Genomic DNA, 18,472 nt, shown 5'->3' on the forward strand with positions numbered 1-18,472 from the left:
GAAAAATATCCATGCAAATTTTTCACAATTTAAATGAGTGGATTCGCTTTAGAAATACCCTGTCTCCTGATTTATACCTGGGATTTGCTCCAACCATGGGTAACTTGCATTCTGGACATGCTTCATTGTTTTTAGCCAGTAGTAAAGAAAATCACTATACTGTCTCCAGTTTGTTTGTTAACCCGACCCAATTTAATAACCCCGATGATTACACTCATTATCCACGCACACTCGATGCTGATCTCGAATTAATGACGCAGAATGGGGTTGATTTTTGTATACTCCCCAATGAAAATGAGATCTATGCTGACGGCTATGCTTATCAAGTTCAAGAAAATCAGCTGGGGCAATTGATGGAGGGAAAACACCGACCGGGGCATTTTAACGGAGTCCTGACCATCGTCATGAAACTCTTTAATTTGGTCAAACCAACCCGTGCCTATTTTGGTGAAAAAGATTACCAACAACTGTTATTAATTCAAGGAATGGTAAAAGCATTGTTCATGGATATTGAAATCAAATCTTGCCCCACAGTAAGAGAAAAAAGTGGCCTGGCCTGCAGCTCACGCAATAACAGGCTTAATCCAAGCCAAAGAGAAATCGCTGATGAATTTGCAAAAATATTTCATCAAAACAAATCCCCTGCCATGATAAGCAAAGAATTGGAAGCGCTTGGAATCACTGTAGAATATATTGAAGAATTCCAGGGCAGACGATTTGCTGCAGTAAAAATTGGCGATATCCGTCTCATTGATAATTATTTGCTATGATACAAACCAATTGGTGCGTGATAACAGGTGGACCTTCCTCAGGGAAAACCACTTTAATTAATCATTTGGCAGAGTTGGGATACAAAACTGCGCCAGAAATAGCCAGATTTTATATCAACCAGCTTCTGTCTCACGATAAAAAAACTCTACAAGAAGTAAAACACGACATCCTTTGGTTACAAAGAAAAATTCTCAATATCATGTTAAGACGAGAAAGAAATCTGCCTAAGGACGACTTAATTTTTTTTGACCGTGGCACCCCGGATAGTATTGGTTATTTTCGTTTTCATCGTTTAGATGAGGCTCATGTGGTTAGAGCTTGTCAGTATTTACGCTATAAAAAAATTTTTTTCTGTCATCCCTTACCTGTTGTCCCAGATACTATAAGAGATGAGGATGATGTCACCGCAAAGAAAATTAGCGATTGCATTTATAATGCGTATGCTGGTCTTAACTACCCTGTCATAGAGCTGCCAGCAACCTCAATAAAAGAACGCATGGAAATAATTTTATCGCACATTGATACCTAGACAGACAAACCTGCTCTAGGTTTTATTCAAAGCGATTGCCGCAGCAATAACCGCTGCCTTGTGTTGAGGCAAGGATTTATTTGAATACCGTAACCATTCCGGATGTGCATCCACTAAGCCGTTATTGAATAAGCCTTTCTGGAACTCTTCCGACTTTATCATTTCAAGATAATAAGGAATGGTAGTTTTTACTCCAAACATGCGCATTTCCTCAAGAGCTCGATGCGCCCGTCTAAGAACGGATGGCCAATCAAGCGCCCATACGGTCAGTTTGGCACACAAGGAATCATAATCAGGCGGAATCTGGTAACCAGTATAGATTGCGCTGTCTGTCCTAACACCAGATCCTCCGAGCGCATAATATCGGGTAATCCTTCCAAAACCAGGCAAAAAATCGTTTTGAGGGTCTTCTGCATTAATACGAAATTCGATAGCAAAACCATTGTATTTAATTTGATCTTGAGAGAGGGAAAGACGCTCACCTGCTGCAATTCGAATTTGCTCCTGGACTAAATCAATGCCGGTAATTTGCTCTGTAATTGGATGTTCAACTTGTAAACGAGTGTTCATCTCCATGAAGTAGGGTTGATTATTTTTATCCAAAATAAATTCAACAGTACCAGCATTGGTATACCCTACCTCCTTGGCTGCCTTGACTGCGTATTCCAAAAGTACTTTACGCGTAACCTCATCCAGCTGGGGAAAGGCGCTATTTCAACCAGTTTCTGATGCCGTCTTTGTATTGAACAATCCCGTTCAAATAAATGAAGTACTGTCCCATAATGATCCGCTAAAATTTGTACTTCGATATGACGTGGATTCGCTATGTATTTTTCCATGTAGACATGCGAATCTCCAAATGATTTTCCGCTTCAGATTGCACACGGGCAAATTGTTGTTTTATCTGACTGGCATCATGACATAACCTTATTCCTCTACCGCCCCCTCCAAAAGTCGCTTTAAGCATTACAGGATACCCCAGAGTTTCTGCACAATATAAAGCGTCCTCGATGGTTTCCAAATTCCTTTTGCTTCCTGGTATGGTGGGAACCCCTGCTTTTATCATCGCTTCTCTTACTGCAATCTTGGAGCCCATGGTGGCTATCACTGAAGCAGAGGGCCAATAAAAATGATACCCGCCTTGTTGCAATCCTCGGCAAATTCCGTATTTTCAGATAAAAAACCATACCCGGGATGAATGGCTTCACAACCTGCCACCTTGGCACACTCAATAATGCGCCGTCCGTTAAGATAAGCTTCCAGAGGTTTTTTACTCAAGCAGTGGGAATGAGAAGCTCTCCTTACATGCAAGGCAAATCTATCCACCTCACTGTGAATAGTGACTGCTGCTATCCCCATCTCCTTGCAAGCTCGTACAATTCTCAGTGCTATCTCACCGCGATTAGCCACCAGAATTTTTTTAAACATTAAAAATCTCTTGTAAAAAGAGCTTCATTGCTTGCCATGAACGACGCGCGGCAACCTCATCATAAATAAGTCCTAAATTTTCATCATGTGCTTGAGGATTAGTGAACGCATGTTGTACCTGTCCATACATATGCATTTGCCAATCGACATTGGCTTCTGTCATTTCCTGACAAAAAGCATGTACTTGTTCTGGTTTCACCATAGGATCATCATAACCATGCAGCACCAGAATTTTTGCCTTAATTCTTTCTGACTTGAGATTCTCAGGTTTATTAAGCAAGCCATGAAAACTGATTGCCCCTCGGATATCCGCACCACTCCTGGCTAAATCAAGTGCGCACAACCCGCCAAAGCAAAACCCTATAATGGCTATGCGATTGCTATCGACCACTGATATCGATTTAATGGCTTCAAAAGCAGCATGCAATCTTCCCCTAAGCAAAGCACGATCACTGTACAAAGGTTGCATTAATGCCATTTTTTCATCATTGTTAGAACCAATTTGTCCTTGCCCATACATATCCAAGGCAAACCCTATATAACCCATCTCAGCAAGTTGTTTTGCTTTAAGGCAAGCAAACTCGCCTCTTCCGCTCCAATCGTGCGCGACTATTACTGCAGGCCGAGATTGCTTAATTCCCTCTTCATGCGCTAAAAATCCATGCAAATCCAGATCACCATGCTGATAAATATAATTCGATGAATACATAGAATATCTCCTAAATTATTTAAAAATAGTCTAAGGCAATCTCTGTAAAAGTCCAGTAATGACATCAGTTTAGAGTAATGCTCAGGACTTACGAAAAACCCCAAGGTCGAGGCAAAAAATGTTTTTAATGAGGGAGTTTAGATAAACTAAATGACCGAATTAAAAACATTTTTTAACAAAGAGATTGGGTTTATCGTAAGTCCTGATGCTGTTCTCAGCTTTTAAATAAAGCAATAAACCCGCCTAATATAATGACTAGGAATTGGATTGGTATGATACTCTAGCACTTTCAGACAATACATGAGCCAGCAAATATCAACGTGCCCACTAATTAACTCAAATTATGGATTTGGTCTAAAATAAAAGTAAACTGTGTAAGGAATATTGCCATGATGACTGATTCGCTAATACATATAAGGGATTTGTTACATGCTCAATTTTGCTACCAAATGTTTATTACCCCCATTCATCTTCCTATCGATAAAAAATACAGGGAATTTGCCAAAATGGCCTGTGAATTTATAGAAGGACGAAGGGATGAAATCATACACAGAGAATATCCTCGCCATCATGTTTTACATCGATTTACCCCGGCAAACAAATCAAATAACAAAAAAATATTGATTACGCATGGCTGGATGTCTCGTGCTGCCTATATGGTACGCTTAATCAGGCTTCTTCATAAAGAAGGATATGAAGTCTACGCTATCGATTTTCCTGCTCATGGTGAAGCCAAAGGAATTCAGCTTCCCTGGACTGATGCCATTGCTATTATCAAAGAAACGATTAATCAATTTGGGCCTTTTTATGGAGTGATTGGCCATTCTTTTGGTGGTTCAATGATCTTAAATACTTTGAATCTGGCAGGGCAACTTCCAGAATGGCAATTAAATTACAAGCCAGAAAGAGCCATTTTAATTGCATCACCCACACAAATGCGGACTCCTGTCAATAAAATTGCCAGACGTTTTAAATTAAGTGGGCATGCCTATTTACAACTTCGCCAATTAATCCGTCAACAAGCATCAATCGACCCTGAAAGGATTCGCTTAAGGCATTTTATTTCCCAAGCCCCCGACACCTATTTTCTATGTATCCATGGAGAATTGGATGCCACTATCAACCCCAAAGAATCGATAAACTTTTGCAAAAATTACAAAAATGCCAGCCTGTCTCTTTTACCAGACGCTGATCATGTGAGTGTATTAATGGATGAGCGTGTTGAACAAATTGCTTTGGATTTTTTAAGTCTTTAACAGGGCAGGGTAATTTGATACACATGGATTACGGTTTTACCAAATCGAGATGTATCCAGCACATCAGCAGACGTAACTCTTCACGAGGTATGAAAATTTTTCTGCGTAAAAGCCTATTTATTTCATTTGTCTTTCCTGCGGAGGCGGGAATCTATCTAAAAATCAACCTATATGCTAACTTTATTTATAAATTCCCGCCTCCGCGGGAAAGACAGAGGACTTAATATTCCTTAATTACATACCCCGTGAATGGTTATAAGCAGGCTATTGTGTTTGCTGCAACGACGAACCTGACATGCAGAGTAATTTGCTTCAAAATTAGATAATCAAGCTTCCATGTATTGACGAATTTTCTTCATGGCATTTTTTTCAAGCTGCCTAACTCGTTCAGCAGAGACACCATATTTTTCCGCCAAATCATGTAACGTGAGTTTTTCTTCGGCAAGCCAGCGTTGTTGTAAAATATCCTGACTACGTTCATCCAGTTGTTCCATAGCACACAGTAATTTTTCACGCCCCTGATCGCCAGTATCCTCATTCTCTAACAAGACAGCAGGATCATCGTTCACATTAAACAAATAACGCTCAGGCGCTTTGTAAGCATCATCATTATCATCAACGTCTGGCGCATCATAAGAAGAATCCATAACATTTAAACGTTGCTCCATCAGCAACACGTCTTCTCGACTGACTCCCAAATCTTTGGCGACGGCATCGACCTCTTCACTGCTGAACCAACCCAATCGATTTTTCATTTGGCGCAAATTAAAAAACAATTTACGTTGAGCTTTGGTTGTAGCAACTTTAACTATTCGCCAGTTACGCAGCACAAACTCATGAATTTCTGCTTTAATCCAATGAACAGCAAAAGAAACAAGGCGTACGCCCATTTTAGGGTCAAACCGTTTTACGGCCTTCATCAAGCCTACGTTACCTTCCTGAATTAAATCACTTAAAGGCAATCCATACCCCAGATAACCGCGGGCTACACGAACTACATAGCGCAAATGAGCAAGAACTAATTGTCGAGCAGCTTCTATATCTCCTTCAGAATGAAAACGCTCGGCGTATGCCATTTCCTCTTCCAAAGTCAGCATTGGAATTTGATTTACTCGATGGATATAAGAATCAAGACTACCAACAGGTAGATTCATTGCAGCAAGTTGCAACTGTTGACTCATACTAACTTCCTCCGGTCATTAACACTAAACATAGTATTAAAATTTACATCCTATTAACTGATAGGATTCACCAAAATGAATGCTAAGCTATAAACTTTCAAAAACTGCAAATTAAGTAAAACTTCATAACTTAGCACTCTTTTCGTAATGTTTCAGTTTTGGTCATTATTTCAGCAATCCTTGTCATGTTTTATAAATCGTTAAACCTCTTAATAAAGGTTTTTTACGGTTTATAAGCATATCCCGGACATGACCAAATATTGACCAAAACAAATGTTTCATCAACTAATATTATACATTATTTGTAAGGCTCAACAGAAGCCAATTGTCGTTTAACAGACAATAAGGCTCCGAGCCACCCGAGTATAATAGCAAATAACACAAGTAGCAAGATTTGCCGTAGTGATAAACAAGCCAAAGGATAGTGCATTTGATAGACATTAGCCAACTGATTCACGGCAACACCTAAGGTTAGAATAAAAATATTAACCAGAAAAATGGCTAAAAGCGCGCCAGCTACCCCATACCAAACTCCTGAATATAAAAAAGGGCGAATGATATAAGGATCTGTTGCGCCAATCAGTTTTAAAATTTTAATTTCTTCTTGTCTATTATGAATGTCCAGACGCAAGGTATTACCAATAATAAATACTACTGCCAAAGCCAGTAAGGCCATTAAAGCATTTGCTGCCTTGCCAGAAAAACCTAAGATGGCGTGCAATCGATTAATCCACTCCATATCCAGTTTCGCTAACGCTACTTGTGGAAAAGTCTGCAGTTTTCGAGATAATAAATCTAACTTTGCAGGAGAATCTATAACTAATGCAGGAACTACTTCAATAACTGCAGGCAAAGGATTTTCAGGAAGATACCGCATAATGTCCTGCATGCCTTCTTGTTGCGTTAACTCGGATAATCCATCTGCAGCGGATTTGATATTTGCCTGACCTACTCCTTCCGTAGTACGGACTTTTTCAAGTAACAATGTTTGCTCCGCTTCCGACAATGAAGGTTTCAAAAACAGGGAAATGTGCCCCCCTCGCTGCCAACGATTGGTTAGTTCACTTAAATTGTCTGTGAATACCCAAAAAAGCGTGGGTAACGCCAAAGCGATGGCAATAACAATGACAGTCATCATGGTTGCTAGCGGTTTACGGCAAAAAAGATTCAGACTATTAGCTGCAGCTTGCAAATGATAGGCAAGAAGAGATTGTGATCGTTTTAACAAAGCCTTCCTCCTTTCAGCATGACGATGCGATGTTTCATTCCGGCTATTAAAGCCAAATCATGTGTTGCAATTAATATGCTAACCCCAACCTGATTAAATTGTTCAAAAATTTTCATTATCTCAGAAGAAAGCTTTGGATCCAGGTTACCGGTAGGTTCATCTGCCAATAATAACGCAGGTTTATGAACTACAGCACGAGCAATACCGACTCGTTGCTGTTCACCAACAGACAGGTGAACTGGTAACATTTTCTCTTTGCTCAACAATCCAACCATATCCAAAGCGGCATGTACCCTTTTGGCAATCATAGGATAAGCAACTCCTTGAATTTGCAAGGGCAGGGCAACATTATCAAAAACAGTTCTGTCATTCAGCAACTGAGGGGATTGAAAAGTAATGCCTAACTGGCTGCGATGGGCGGCAACATCTCGCTTTTTAAGATGATTTAATTTCAAACCATTGACTGTTAATTGACCCGATGTCGGCCATTCAAGAAGAGCAATCAACTTGAGCAAGGTGCTTTTGCCAGCGCCTGAATGGCCTGTAAGAAAAGCCATTTCTCCCTTTTGCAAAGAAAAATTAACTTGGCTTAATGCCTCAAAGCCACCCGGATAACGTTTACTAACCTGGTCAAATGTGATCATCATCGAATATTGCACTAACAAATTGCGCTGCGTCAAAGGGCCTCAAATCCTCAATGCCCTCCCCCACCCCTAAATAACGAAATGGTATCCCCAAATCATTCGCTATAGCAAATAATATCCCGCCTTTGGCTGTTCCATCAAGCTTGGTCATAGTAATTCCAGTTAATTGTACTGCTTCATGAAACTGTTTTGCCTGGACCAAGGCATTCTGCCCAATACTCGCATCCAATACCAACATGGTTTCATGAGGTGCCTTGGGATCGAGTTTCTGCATTACTCTTTTCACTTTTTTCAACTCTTCCATTAAATTGCTTTGGGTATGCAAACGTCCGGCTGTATCAGCAATTAAAACATCTATTTTTCTCGCTTTGGCAGCCTGAAGGGCATCAAAAATTACTGAGGCACTGTCAGCGCCTGTATGCTGGGCAATAACAGGTATGCCATTTCTTTCGCCCCACACATGCAATTGTTCCACAGCAGCAGCACGAAACGTATCACCAGCAGCTAACATCACTTTCTTTCCCTGCTTTTGGAATTGTTTGGCTAATTTACCAATCGTGGTTGTTTTACCGGCGCCATTGACACCAACCATTAAAATGACAAAAGGAGAACCATCTTCTGTTTCTATGGCAAGCGGTTTCTCTTCTTGACTCAAAATCTTTTGCAAATTTGCCTTTAGAGTCTGATAAACTGCTTCGCCATTAGACAGTTGCTTTCTTGCCAGGCCTTCATTTAATTGCTTCAATACTTCTTGGGTGGTATCCAAGCCCAAATCAGCAGTAATCAATAAGGTCTCGAGTTCTTCGAGTAACTCCTGGCTGATTTCTTTTTTACCTAATAGTAGCCGACTTATGCCTTCCCCCAATTGATGGCGCGTTTTGCTGAGGCCTTTCTTAAACCGGGCAAAAATACTTTCTTTTGGCGAAGGCTCTTTTACAGCCAGTTCCTGGGGCTCTTCAAGCCCCGATTCCATGCTGTTTTCGGCATGAGCCTGTTGTTCTTCAGTATCCAAATTTGGTTCGGAATTTTGATTTCGTTTAAACCATTTAATCATTTTAGTGTACAATTCCTTAAAAATATGAAATTCTATCATCTTTTTAGCTTTGAGGTGACATTGTGCACAAATTACTCATTTCTCTTATGATGCTACTCTCATTTCAGGCTTTTAGCCAAATCCAGGAATATACATTAAACAATGGCTTAAAAGTACTGGTTAAAGAAGATCATCGAGCTCCAGTAGTAGTATCCATGATTTGGTATAATGTAGGTTCAGCTGATGAGCCTGTAGGCATCACTGGGGTTTCTCATGCTATAGAACACATGATGTTTAAAGGAACTCCCAAATATCCAGTAGGGGTATTTTCCAAAACAATTGCTGCATTGGGAGGCCAGGAAAATGCTTTTACAAACAATGACTATACCGCCTACTATGAAAAACTAGATGCAGCTCATCTGGCTACAAGCTTCGAATTGGAAGCCGATCGCATGAATAATTTACTGCTTGATAGCGAGGAATTCGCTAAAGAAATTAAAGTCATTCAAGAGGAAAGACGTTTACGTACTGACAATAACCCGCAGGCACTCGCTTTCGAGCGTTTTCTGGCCACAGCGCATCTTACAGCGCCATACAATCACCCGGTGATAGGATGGATGAATGATTTGACGAACATGAAAGTAGAGGATTTAAAAAAATGGTACGAAAGTTATTACGCACCAAATAATGCCACCTTAGTAGTAGTAGGTGATGTGAATCCTGAGAAAGTGCATGCCTTGGCTGAACGTTATTTCGGCTCAATAGCCAAACGCCCGATAGCATCTCGTAAACCCCAGCACGAACCTTCCGCGCTCGGTAAAAAAATGGTTTATATTAACGCACCAGCGAAATTGCCATTACTGTTAATTGGCTATACTGTACCTGGTGTAAAAACTGCTAAAAATCATTGGGAGCCTTATGCCTTGGAAATTATCGCTGGGATACTTGATGCCGGGGAAAGTGCGCGATTTGCTAAACACCTGGTGCGAGGCAATCAAGTAGCCACTGGTGCAGAAGCCTATTATAACCTCTATTCAAGGTATCAAAGCCAATTTATTGTCTATGGGGCGCCTAGCCAAGATCATCAAATAAAAGATCTGGAAAAAGCATTAATTGCCGAATTGGATGCCTTAAAAAAAGCGCCTGTTAGCAACCAGGAATTACAAAGAGTTAAAAATCAAATCATAGCACAAAAAACTTTTGAAAAAGATTCTATTTTTGGTCAAGCCATGGAACTGGGACTGTTAGAAACAATAGGCCTGGGATGGAAAAATACGGAAACGTACACCAAAGCTATCAATGAAATAACTCCCGAGCAAATTCAGCAAGTTGCGCAACGATATTTTCAAGAAAATAACATGACTGTTGCAGAATTAAAGCCAATCAGGCAAGAAGAGGTAAGACCATGAGTGTTTTAAGAGCTTTTATCATTTCGTTTAGTATAATTTTTTCTCACAATCTATTCGCCAATTCATTCAAAACTGAAAAATGGCAGACTAAAAATGGGGTGCGAGTTATATTTTATCAGGCCATGGAAGTACCTATGCTTGACATCAGTTTGGCATTTGCCGCTGGCTCTGCCTATGATGGTAAATATTTTGGTTTAAGTGCATTAACGACCAATTTGATTAATCAAGGCAATTCCGGTAAAGACGCAACGACTATTGCGGAAGCTTTAGCAGACACTGGAGCACAATTTAATGCCGAAACGAGTAGGGATATGGTTGTCCTAAGCCTAAGAACTCTTACCAGCAAAGAGGCCTTGCAGCAATCTACCAAAACCTTTAGCCAAATTATCAGTCATCCTGATTTTCCTAAAGAAGCCTTCGCAAGAGAAAAGGATCAACTTCTCATGGCTGTTGAACAAACCGAAGAATCACCAGATGATGTAGCCATTCAAAACTTTTTTAAAACCTTATATCAAGAACATCCTTATGCCCATCCAGTGCATGGAACAATTGAGTCACTCAATGCCATCAAAGAAAATCAGGTTATTGATTTTTATAAAAAATATTTTGTTGCTAAAAACGGCATATTAGTCATGGTTGGCGCGATTGACAGTTCTCAAGCTCATCAATTGGCAGAACAACTGACCCAGGATCTCCTCGCAGGAGAGCCAGCACCAACAATTCCTAAAGCATCACATCTGACTGATGCAGAAAAAGTTAATGTCCCGTTTCCTTCGTCACAAACGATAGTTCGTTTGGGACAGATAGGAATAGATCATCATAATCAAAATTATTTTCCGTTAATGGTTGGGAATTATATTTTAGGTGGAGGGACATTAGTTTCCAGGCTGGGTACTGAAGTAAGAGAAAAACGAGGTTTGACTTACGGAATCGATAGCCAATTTGTCCCTATGTTAGGTGAAGGACCTTTTATCATTAGTTTATCAACAAAAAACTCCGAAGCCAGAAACGCACTGAACATTACCCAGGACACACTGACAAAATTTATCAAAAATGGACCTAACAAGGAGGAGCTGGCTTCAGCGAAACAATATCTCACAGGCAGTTTTCCTCTTTCGTTAGGAAGCAATACCAACATTGCAAACCTGCTATTAAGAATGGCATTCTACCATTTACCTGATAATTATCTGGATACCTATGTCGCTAAAATCAATGCTGTAACCGACACTGAAATCAAGCACGCCTTCCAGCAACAGGTGAATCCTGAAAAATTACTCCTGGTAACGGTTGGACAATCTTGAAGCAGGTAATACGGATTATCGGAGGATTATATCGGGGAAAAAAAATACATTTCCCCGATGTAAATGGCCTAAGACCAACTCCAGATAGAGTTCGGGAAACACTCTTTAATTGGTTAATGAATGATATTAAAAATGCCCGCTGTCTGGATGCTTTTGCAGGTAGTGGAGCGTTGGGGCTTGAAGCCTATTCCAGAGGAGCATCTCTTGTCGTTTTTATCGAACAATCACCTAAGGCTCATGCCGGTTTGCAAAATACCATTCGTCAATTTGATAGCCCCAACTTACACCTTATAAAAACAGATACGTTAAATTACCTTAAACAAAGCACCGAGCTGTTCGATCTGATTTTTTTAGACCCTCCCTACGCTCTCAACTATGTTCCTCAATGTCTTGAGAATATCATAACCAATAACCTTCTTGTTAAAGGAGGGCTTGTCTACATTGAATCCTCTACTCCTATTGAAGTAAAAGCAGATCTTTGGAAACAATTGAAATTAAAACAAGCCGGTCAAGTCATTTATGGATTATTTGAAAAACTCTAACAAACAATGTCTTGACAACAAGCCTTCCTCCTGTTTCAATCAAACTAATATTTCCAAATGGTAAAGAACATTGAATGAACAACAATAAGATTGTCATGATGTTTATTTTTTCAGCGCTCCTTGCTGGTTGCGCTGGGACAATGAAATTTAAAAAACCACCCATAAATAATCCTAGTGATGATGCGACGATTAAGTTAGCAGAAGCTGCTGTTTCGGTCAGTGATTCAATGCTTGAAATGGCAAAAGTTGAAAAAGTAATTAGTCCGCCAAGTAAAGATAATACTTTAACTATACCTAATGCTTATAACTTGCAAGCAAGAGCCAGTGTCGATTGGTCTGGTCCCATTGAAGAATTGACTGCGCGTATCGCAAAAGCAGCACATTTCAGATTTCGTGTTTTAGGAAAGTCTCCTTCCGTTCCAGTTTTAATCAGCATCAGTACCAAAGATGAGAGTCTGGCGGAGATCCTTAGAGATATTGATTATCAAGCTGGAAAAAAAGCCAGTATTCATGTGTATCCTAACAGTCAGGTTGTAGAATTGCGCTATGCGAAAATTTATTCTTAGTTTATCTATTTTGCTATCAGCTCTCCTGGTAGCCTGTTCTTCTCGTAATCATTACGGGGACACTGGCTCATTGGCAGGGCTTCAAGCCATGGCTGATTCAAAATACACTCGAGCTCAAAAGAAACAGAAAATGGGTAAAATTCGCGAGATGGCCCTTAAGGAAACCGCTTTAAGTGTTGGCGCCCAGGCAGGATTAGCCTGGAGAGCGAAAATAATTGATGAGCAATTAAACAAACAGGCAAGAAATCTTGATGCAATTTATGATTTTAATTCTCTGGTTCTAGAACATAATATTTTACCTCCTGTATTACTTGAGGGAAGAAATACTTTGAATCTTGCAGATGCTCAAAGTATTCGTATTTCAGATCGCACTTATAAAGTAGCAAAACAAGCTCATTTTATTACCACTCCACCTACCTGGCGACAATATTTATGGATGGATTATGTGAAACCAGAAGCACCTAATGTGACTCTACTCCCCAAAACCAAGGCTGAAAAAGAAATATGGTGTATCTATACTGAAAGAGGGTGGAAAAATGGTATAGATCAGGCAAATACCATTTTGGAAGAAAACATTGCCCGCATTAAAGAAGATTTCGGCGGTATGATTCTTTATAGAAAACTACTGGCAATGAACATGGTATCTCCTCCTTATGTTTCTCATACTGACTTGGGCGTAACTGGGGATGGCTCAGAAATTCATATCGATGACAGAGTCTTGCGCATTACAGCTTTACCTGAACTTAATGTTAATAGTGCGGAATGGAGAGCGGCAGTAGCCAAGGATGAAAATGCTCTGGAACGTTTCAAAAATATGGAAAAACTGGCAAATCAGGCTAAAATTGTTATAACGAACAAATCCTGGCAACCTATTATAGCACCAGTAAGTTAATGTCTATGGATAATATTAATTTAATGCCCGATGAGCCAACTCGTTTCACTCCTGTATTCATGGACAGAATGCTGGAGCATGCAGAAAGTCTGAATGCTTCAGATATTACAATCCAAACAGGAGAGCCCATTTTCGCAGAAGTTTATGGAAGACTCCTTAAAATTACAAATCGACGTCTTTCCAATACAGAATTGGGCGATCTTATTAATTCCATTTATGGCCCGAATGCCACCACACAATTACTTTCCGGTAAAGATATAGACACTCATTATGAGTTTCGCCCTAATCGTGGCGTCCGCTATCGATATAGGGTTAACGCTACTGCCTGCCTGGTTGAAGGTCATGATGCCATTCAGATCACATTAAGAACCATTCCAACCACACCACCCAAACTCAGCACCATGAACCTCCCTGATAACATTATTGAAGCGATTGCACCACAGGAAGGAATCGTGTTTATTACAGGCGCTACCGGTTCAGGTAAATCGACATTGCTAGCTTCCATTATTCGAGAACTGATTGAAACATCAGACTCAAACCGTAAAGTATTAACTTACGAATCCCCGATAGAATTCGTCTATGATGAAATTGAAACTATTTCTGCTGTAGTAAGCCAATCAGAGATTCCAAGACACTTACCCAACTTTGCTGATGGCGTAAGAAACGCATTAAGACGAAAACCGAGATTAATTATGGTGGGTGAGTGTCGTGATGCAGAAACCATCAGTGCCGCTCTTGAAGCAGCTTTAACTGGTCACCCTGTCTACACAACCCTGCATACTTCCGGTGTTGCAGAAACGATGCGACGTCTGGTCACGTCTTTTAGCGGGGAAGAGCGTTTGGGCAGAACCATCGATATTCTTGAAACAATTAGGCTTTGCATTTGGCAAAAGCTGGTTCCTACCGTTGATGAGCGACGAGTAGCTCTCAGAGAATATTTGGTATTCGATGAAGAAGTGAGGGATATTCTGTTGGAGGGCGATCCCAACGAAGTGACTTCAGCCACTCGTAAATTAGTGAGGCAAAAAGGGCAATTAATGACTTGGGACGCAAAAATGAAATTTGAACAAGGGATTATCAGCGAACGAGTTTACAAATTAATCATCGCCGGAGCCAAAGAATATCAACAATAATCAAAATTAATCTTCTTGTGCTTGTCATAGAAAAATCGTTGATATACCTCATAGCAAAATAATCAAGATCAAGGATTCGATTCATGATGTTTCATAGGAAAAACCTATACCATTATTTTAATTTATTTATTTTGTTAATCAGCCTTTTAGGCTCTTCTCTGAGCTGGGCCTCCGCCAATCAACACAGAGCTGATTCGCCAACTCTCAACATAAAAATTTTAGGTATTAACGACTTTCATGGTCAAATAAGTAGTGGAAGAACCGTAAAAAATGAGCCTGTCGGCGGGGCAGCTGTTCTGGCTGCCTATCTTAAAGAAGCTCAATTGGGAATGGAAGATCGGGCAGTCATCACCATCATGGGTGATTTGGTTGGGGCATCCCCCCCTTCTTCAGGACTGTTGAATGATGAACCCACTATTTTATTCATCAATAGCTTGGGAAATAATCAATGCAAGCCCGAATCAAGAATGAATCCGCTTTGCAATATCGTTGCCACTGTAGGAAATCATGAGTTTGATAAAGGACAAAAGGCCATGTTCGACTTAATTTATGGTACCAATAATCCACCGACCGATTCATGGATCTCATTACCCAATTATCCAGGCTCCTCTTATCCTTATGTTTCTGCGAATATTGTTGACGCCAAGTCAGAACAACCTATCTTCCCACCCTACACAATTAAACTGATACAAAATATTCCCGTAGCGTTTATTGGTGCTGTTTTAAAAGATGCGGCAGACTCCATGTTTCCTTCCAATGCAGAGGGAATTAAATTTTTAGATGAAGCAGAAAGCATTAATCATTACATCCCGGAAATTAGAGCGCAAGGAGTCAATATTATCATTGTTCTGATTCATGAGGGTGGAAATCAAATTCCTTATGAGGGAGATACCCAAACTTCCTCAACAGTTGAAGGCCATATTAAAGAAATCATCTATTCCCTTGGTGATGAAATCGACGTGGTTATGGGCGGGCATACCCATCAGTTTCTCAATGCGCTCCTTCCTAATCGCAATGGACACAAGATCTTGACCACACAAGCAAATAGTTACAGTACTGCTTTTGCTGAAGTTACCCTGCAAATCGATGCCAAAAACCATACAATAAAAAACAAATCAGCCAAAATTATTACAACTTATGCTAATCGATGGCCTGGAACAAATCCAGATCCTCAAGCCTTGAAAATTGTTAACTTGGCAGAAGATAAAATTGGGCCAATAATAAATAGTCATGTAGGCACTGCAGAATATGATCTACTCAGGAAACAAAATGAAGATGGAGAGTCGAGCTTAGGGAATCTGGTTGCAGATGCTTATAGAACCGTCATGAATACCGATCTGGGGATCACTAATCCCAGTGGCCTTCGTGATGATTTAAAAGCAGGAGAAGTTAACTGGGGAAATGTCTATTCTGTTTTGCCCTTTTCCAACAGGATAGTCACAATTACCTTAACTGGAAATGATATTTATGACTTGTTAGAGCAACAATGGATGGGCTCTTATATCAATATGTTACAAATTTCCGGGTTTACTTATACCTATGACTCACATAAACCTTTGGGACATAAAATAATTGAGATTAGGCATCAAAACAAACCATTAGTTAGAGAAAAAATGTATACCATAGCCACTTCAGATTTTCTGGCCAGCGGGAATGGCATTTTCTCGGTTATGAAAAGAGGGAAAATAATCCATCTTGGTCAAAGTGATCATGACACGGTAATTGCGTATATTAAAAGCTTACCTCAACCCTTTCACGTGTCGATTGAAACAAGGATAAAAAATTTGGAAATTGTATCAAAAACAGGGGTTGGCTAGACGTCTTACAGCCCGCCCCTGTTTTTTATTATTTATTCACTACGTTTGGCTATTATTCTATGCATTCTAATCCAGCACATGGTAGAATTTGTTTTCGCCAAGTCCTCAAGCTCATCATGTAATTGTTCAATTTCCTCTCTTTTAGCTATACCAAGCTCTAAAAGCCGGGGGGTCAAATCATCAAGCGCCATTGAATAGATTAGTTTTTCTTTGTGAGTTCTGAGCAAGGGTTGAAATAAGGAACAATGCTTTATTTCTAAACCACAGGATGAAAACTCTTGCTCCAATCGATGGGCGACCTGAACATCCCGATTGCTTTTGCTAAAACATGATTTAGCCCACTGAGTAAACTGATCATAGGCTGACGAGGGAGGTGAACAAAATGTAGAATCAAATAAAGAAGGTTCTTCACATACAATGAAACCGCCAGAATTAAGACAATTTTTCATTTGAAGAATGACAGAACGGGCATCAGCCACATGATGCAAAACCATTCGACAATATATCAAGTCAAACTTTTCCCCCAAATCGGAAAGATGATTAACATCCCATAACTTGAACCGTATATTGCTGTAGGCTCTGGTTCGTTGTTGGGTATAATCTAATTGATCCGGACTCAAATCCATAGTAAGTAAAGCGCCCTCCGGGCCAATTAATTTGGCTAATTCGAGCGTCATATCACCGGAGCCACACCCTATCTCCAGAGCAGTCATTTTCCTTGGAAACCCAATCTCAGCAAGTAAATCCAAGCTGCTTTTGGCATACAATTGATGTTGCAGAGAAAGGCGCTCTCTTGCCTTGTCATTAGTATTTAAAATGTAAGTGCTGGTCATAATATATCCTTATATTGAACAAAAAATAATCATCCCTCTTCAAAAAGAGGGTGATAGGATTCTTTTTTCCTTAAAAATTCATTTAAATATTGGTTTAAGTGTTTTGCCTGTAATTGAAACATCTGGTTTAAATTTTCTTTAGTTGAGCTGCCCATATGCGGTGATAAGACGACATTATCAAGCTGCCTTAAAGCCAAAGGAACTTCTGGCTCATACTGGTATACATCCAATGCGGCACCAGCGATTGCATGGTCTTGCAAAGCATCAATCAGCGCATTTTGATCCACAATGCTCCCTCGAGCAACATTAATCAAATATCCTTCTGCCCCTAAATTATCTAAAACCTGTTTGTTAATTAAATGTTGTGTTTCAATACCACCGGAACAACAAATGATTAAAAAATCACTAATCGATGCTAAACTTGCGGCAGTTGGACAATACAAGTAAGGGCTACTTTTTTGACTTCGGGCCGTATAAGCAATTTTTAACCCGAAAGGCTCTGCAAATTGCGCTATCTTTTCACCAATTTGACCGAATCCAACCAATCCCAATTGCTTTCCTAATAAATGATTGCCAAGAAAACGTGGCCTTTTCTCAACCCATTCATTATTTCGGGTATAACGATCATTTAGAATTATCCTCCGCGTCAGTGTTAACAATAAAGCAATTGCAAGTTCTGCTGTATCATGAACACCCGCATTAGGTTGTGAATGGAGAAGAATATGATTTTGTTTTAAAAAATTAATATCAATATTGTCCGTTCCTATTCCCAGGTGGCTAATAATTTTTAAGTTAGGAAATTGCATTAAAAACGAATGGTCAATTTGATCCCATACCGTTGTGGCCAAAGCCACAACCTGGGATGAATCCATTCCCGAAGCCATTTTCCAACCATGAATAATGTTCCAATCAGGAATCAGCATAGGAATGATTGGGTCTAGAAATTGGTTGGTCAGGTAAACAGATGGCTTCATTAAAATGTCCTATTTTTCAGAATAAAGATTCAGTATGTTGCCCATAAACTATAAGCTATTTTCTGGTAACCTAGTATCGTTAACCTTTCTTTCTCATCCAGCTGATAGGTAAATAAAAACCAGAGATAAAGTAAACGTTCTCAAGCAGAGATATATAGCGATTTTTACAGTTATGATACTATATCCTTCTACTATTGCATTTGATTATTCCAGGGAGACGTTACCA

The 18,472-nt window shown here is 39.8% G+C and carries 17 protein-coding genes and 1 pseudogene; 10 read left to right on the forward strand and 8 right to left on the reverse strand.

All coding sequences use genetic code 11. From position 1 onward, the window contains the following. Window positions 1-11: 11 nt before the first annotated feature. Together panC and OQJ02_RS13265 are read left to right on the forward strand one after the other, a co-directional pair. Window positions 12-770 (forward strand): pantoate--beta-alanine ligase, encoded by a 759-nt coding sequence (panC, locus tag OQJ02_RS13260; protein WP_265719473.1) that lies wholly within the window; start codon window positions 12-14, stop codon window positions 768-770. Further along, window positions 767-1,300 carry an ATP-binding protein gene (locus OQJ02_RS13265; RefSeq protein WP_265719474.1) on the forward strand — a complete coding sequence of 178 codons (534 nt, stop codon included), beginning with the start codon at window positions 767-769 and terminating at the stop codon, window positions 1,298-1,300. Before panC ends, OQJ02_RS13265 begins: the two co-directional genes overlap by 4 nt. A gap of 15 nt (window positions 1,301-1,315) precedes the next feature. Here OQJ02_RS13265 and OQJ02_RS15430 read toward each other — a convergent pair. After that, window positions 1,316-2,728, reverse strand: a pseudogene (locus tag OQJ02_RS15430) (acetyl-CoA carboxylase biotin carboxylase subunit). Next, entirely contained in the window at window positions 2,721-3,437 is a 717-nt protein-coding gene (locus tag OQJ02_RS13290; protein WP_265719477.1) for a dienelactone hydrolase family protein, read from the reverse strand. The pseudogene OQJ02_RS15430 and the gene OQJ02_RS13290 overlap by 8 nt, the downstream one beginning before the upstream one ends. 389 nt (window positions 3,438-3,826) lie before the next feature. Between OQJ02_RS13290 and OQJ02_RS13295 the strand changes: the two genes are divergently transcribed. Beyond that, window positions 3,827-4,693 (forward strand): alpha/beta hydrolase, encoded by an 867-nt coding sequence (locus OQJ02_RS13295; protein ID WP_265719478.1) that lies wholly within the window; start codon window positions 3,827-3,829, stop codon window positions 4,691-4,693. A gap of 326 nt (window positions 4,694-5,019) precedes the next feature. Here OQJ02_RS13295 and rpoH read toward each other — a convergent pair whose 3' ends face one another. From rpoH to ftsY, 4 genes are all read right to left on the reverse strand, one after another. Beyond that, a complete protein-coding gene (rpoH, locus tag OQJ02_RS13300; protein WP_265719479.1) occupies window positions 5,020-5,874 on the reverse strand; it encodes an RNA polymerase sigma factor RpoH in 855 nt (284 codons plus the stop codon). Between the two features lie 298 nt (window positions 5,875-6,172). Beyond that, on the reverse strand, window positions 6,173-7,102 hold the full coding sequence (gene ftsX, locus OQJ02_RS13305) for a permease-like cell division protein FtsX (RefSeq protein WP_265719480.1): 930 nt from the start codon (window positions 7,100-7,102) through the stop codon (window positions 6,173-6,175). Next, a complete protein-coding gene (ftsE, locus tag OQJ02_RS13310) occupies window positions 7,096-7,746 on the reverse strand; it encodes a cell division ATP-binding protein FtsE (RefSeq protein ID WP_027222817.1) in 651 nt (216 codons plus the stop codon). The genes ftsX and ftsE overlap by 7 nt, the downstream gene beginning before the upstream one ends. After that, on the reverse strand, window positions 7,733-8,800 hold the full coding sequence (gene ftsY / locus OQJ02_RS13315; RefSeq protein WP_265719481.1) for a signal recognition particle-docking protein FtsY: 1,068 nt from the start codon (window positions 8,798-8,800) through the stop codon (window positions 7,733-7,735). Before ftsY ends, ftsE begins: the two co-directional genes overlap by 14 nt. A 62-nt stretch (window positions 8,801-8,862) precedes the next feature. Here ftsY and OQJ02_RS13320 point away from each other — a divergent pair, with 62 nt between their 5' ends. The 7 genes from OQJ02_RS13320 (at window position 8,863) to OQJ02_RS13350 (ending at window position 16,439) form a co-directional block, all read left to right on the forward strand. Then, window positions 8,863-10,188 (forward strand): M16 family metallopeptidase, encoded by a 1,326-nt coding sequence (locus tag OQJ02_RS13320; protein WP_265719482.1) that lies wholly within the window; start codon window positions 8,863-8,865, stop codon window positions 10,186-10,188. Then, window positions 10,185-11,489 (forward strand): M16 family metallopeptidase, encoded by a 1,305-nt coding sequence (locus tag OQJ02_RS13325; protein WP_265719483.1) that lies wholly within the window; start codon window positions 10,185-10,187, stop codon window positions 11,487-11,489. The genes OQJ02_RS13320 and OQJ02_RS13325 overlap by 4 nt, the downstream gene beginning before the upstream one ends. Next, the gene (gene rsmD / locus OQJ02_RS13330) at window positions 11,486-12,031 is read left to right on the forward strand and encodes a 16S rRNA (guanine(966)-N(2))-methyltransferase RsmD (protein ID WP_265719484.1); all 546 of its coding nucleotides are present in this window, start codon (window positions 11,486-11,488) and stop codon (window positions 12,029-12,031) included. The genes OQJ02_RS13325 and rsmD overlap by 4 nt, the downstream gene beginning before the upstream one ends. A 74-nt stretch (window positions 12,032-12,105) precedes the next feature. Beyond that, the gene (gene dotD / locus OQJ02_RS13335) at window positions 12,106-12,597 is read left to right on the forward strand and encodes a type IVB secretion system lipoprotein DotD (protein WP_265719485.1); all 492 of its coding nucleotides are present in this window, start codon (window positions 12,106-12,108) and stop codon (window positions 12,595-12,597) included. Next, on the forward strand, window positions 12,578-13,489 hold the full coding sequence (gene dotC, locus OQJ02_RS13340; RefSeq protein ID WP_010948375.1) for a type IVB secretion system protein DotC: 912 nt from the start codon (window positions 12,578-12,580) through the stop codon (window positions 13,487-13,489). The genes dotD and dotC overlap by 20 nt, the downstream gene beginning before the upstream one ends. Continuing rightward, the gene (gene dotB, locus OQJ02_RS13345; protein WP_011216546.1) at window positions 13,489-14,622 is read left to right on the forward strand and encodes a Dot/Icm type IV secretion system ATPase DotB; all 1,134 of its coding nucleotides are present in this window, start codon (window positions 13,489-13,491) and stop codon (window positions 14,620-14,622) included. Before dotC ends, dotB begins: the two co-directional genes overlap by 1 nt. A gap of 83 nt (window positions 14,623-14,705) precedes the next feature. Next, window positions 14,706-16,439 carry a bifunctional metallophosphatase/5'-nucleotidase gene (locus OQJ02_RS13350; protein WP_265719486.1) on the forward strand — a complete coding sequence of 578 codons (1,734 nt, stop codon included), beginning with the start codon at window positions 14,706-14,708 and terminating at the stop codon, window positions 16,437-16,439. Between the two features lie 32 nt (window positions 16,440-16,471). Here the strand turns inward: OQJ02_RS13350 and OQJ02_RS13355 are convergent, their stop codons facing one another. Beyond that, entirely contained in the window at window positions 16,472-17,272 is an 801-nt protein-coding gene (locus OQJ02_RS13355) for a class I SAM-dependent methyltransferase (protein WP_265719487.1), read from the reverse strand. Window positions 17,273-17,301: 29 nt separating this feature from the next. Beyond that, on the reverse strand, window positions 17,302-18,246 hold the full coding sequence (locus OQJ02_RS13360) for an NAD(P)-dependent oxidoreductase (protein ID WP_265719488.1): 945 nt from the start codon (window positions 18,244-18,246) through the stop codon (window positions 17,302-17,304). Window positions 18,247-18,472 lie beyond the last annotated feature (226 nt).

Source organism: Legionella sp. PATHC032, from assembly GCF_026191185.1.
Taxonomy (GTDB): domain Bacteria; phylum Pseudomonadota; class Gammaproteobacteria; order Legionellales; family Legionellaceae; genus Legionella.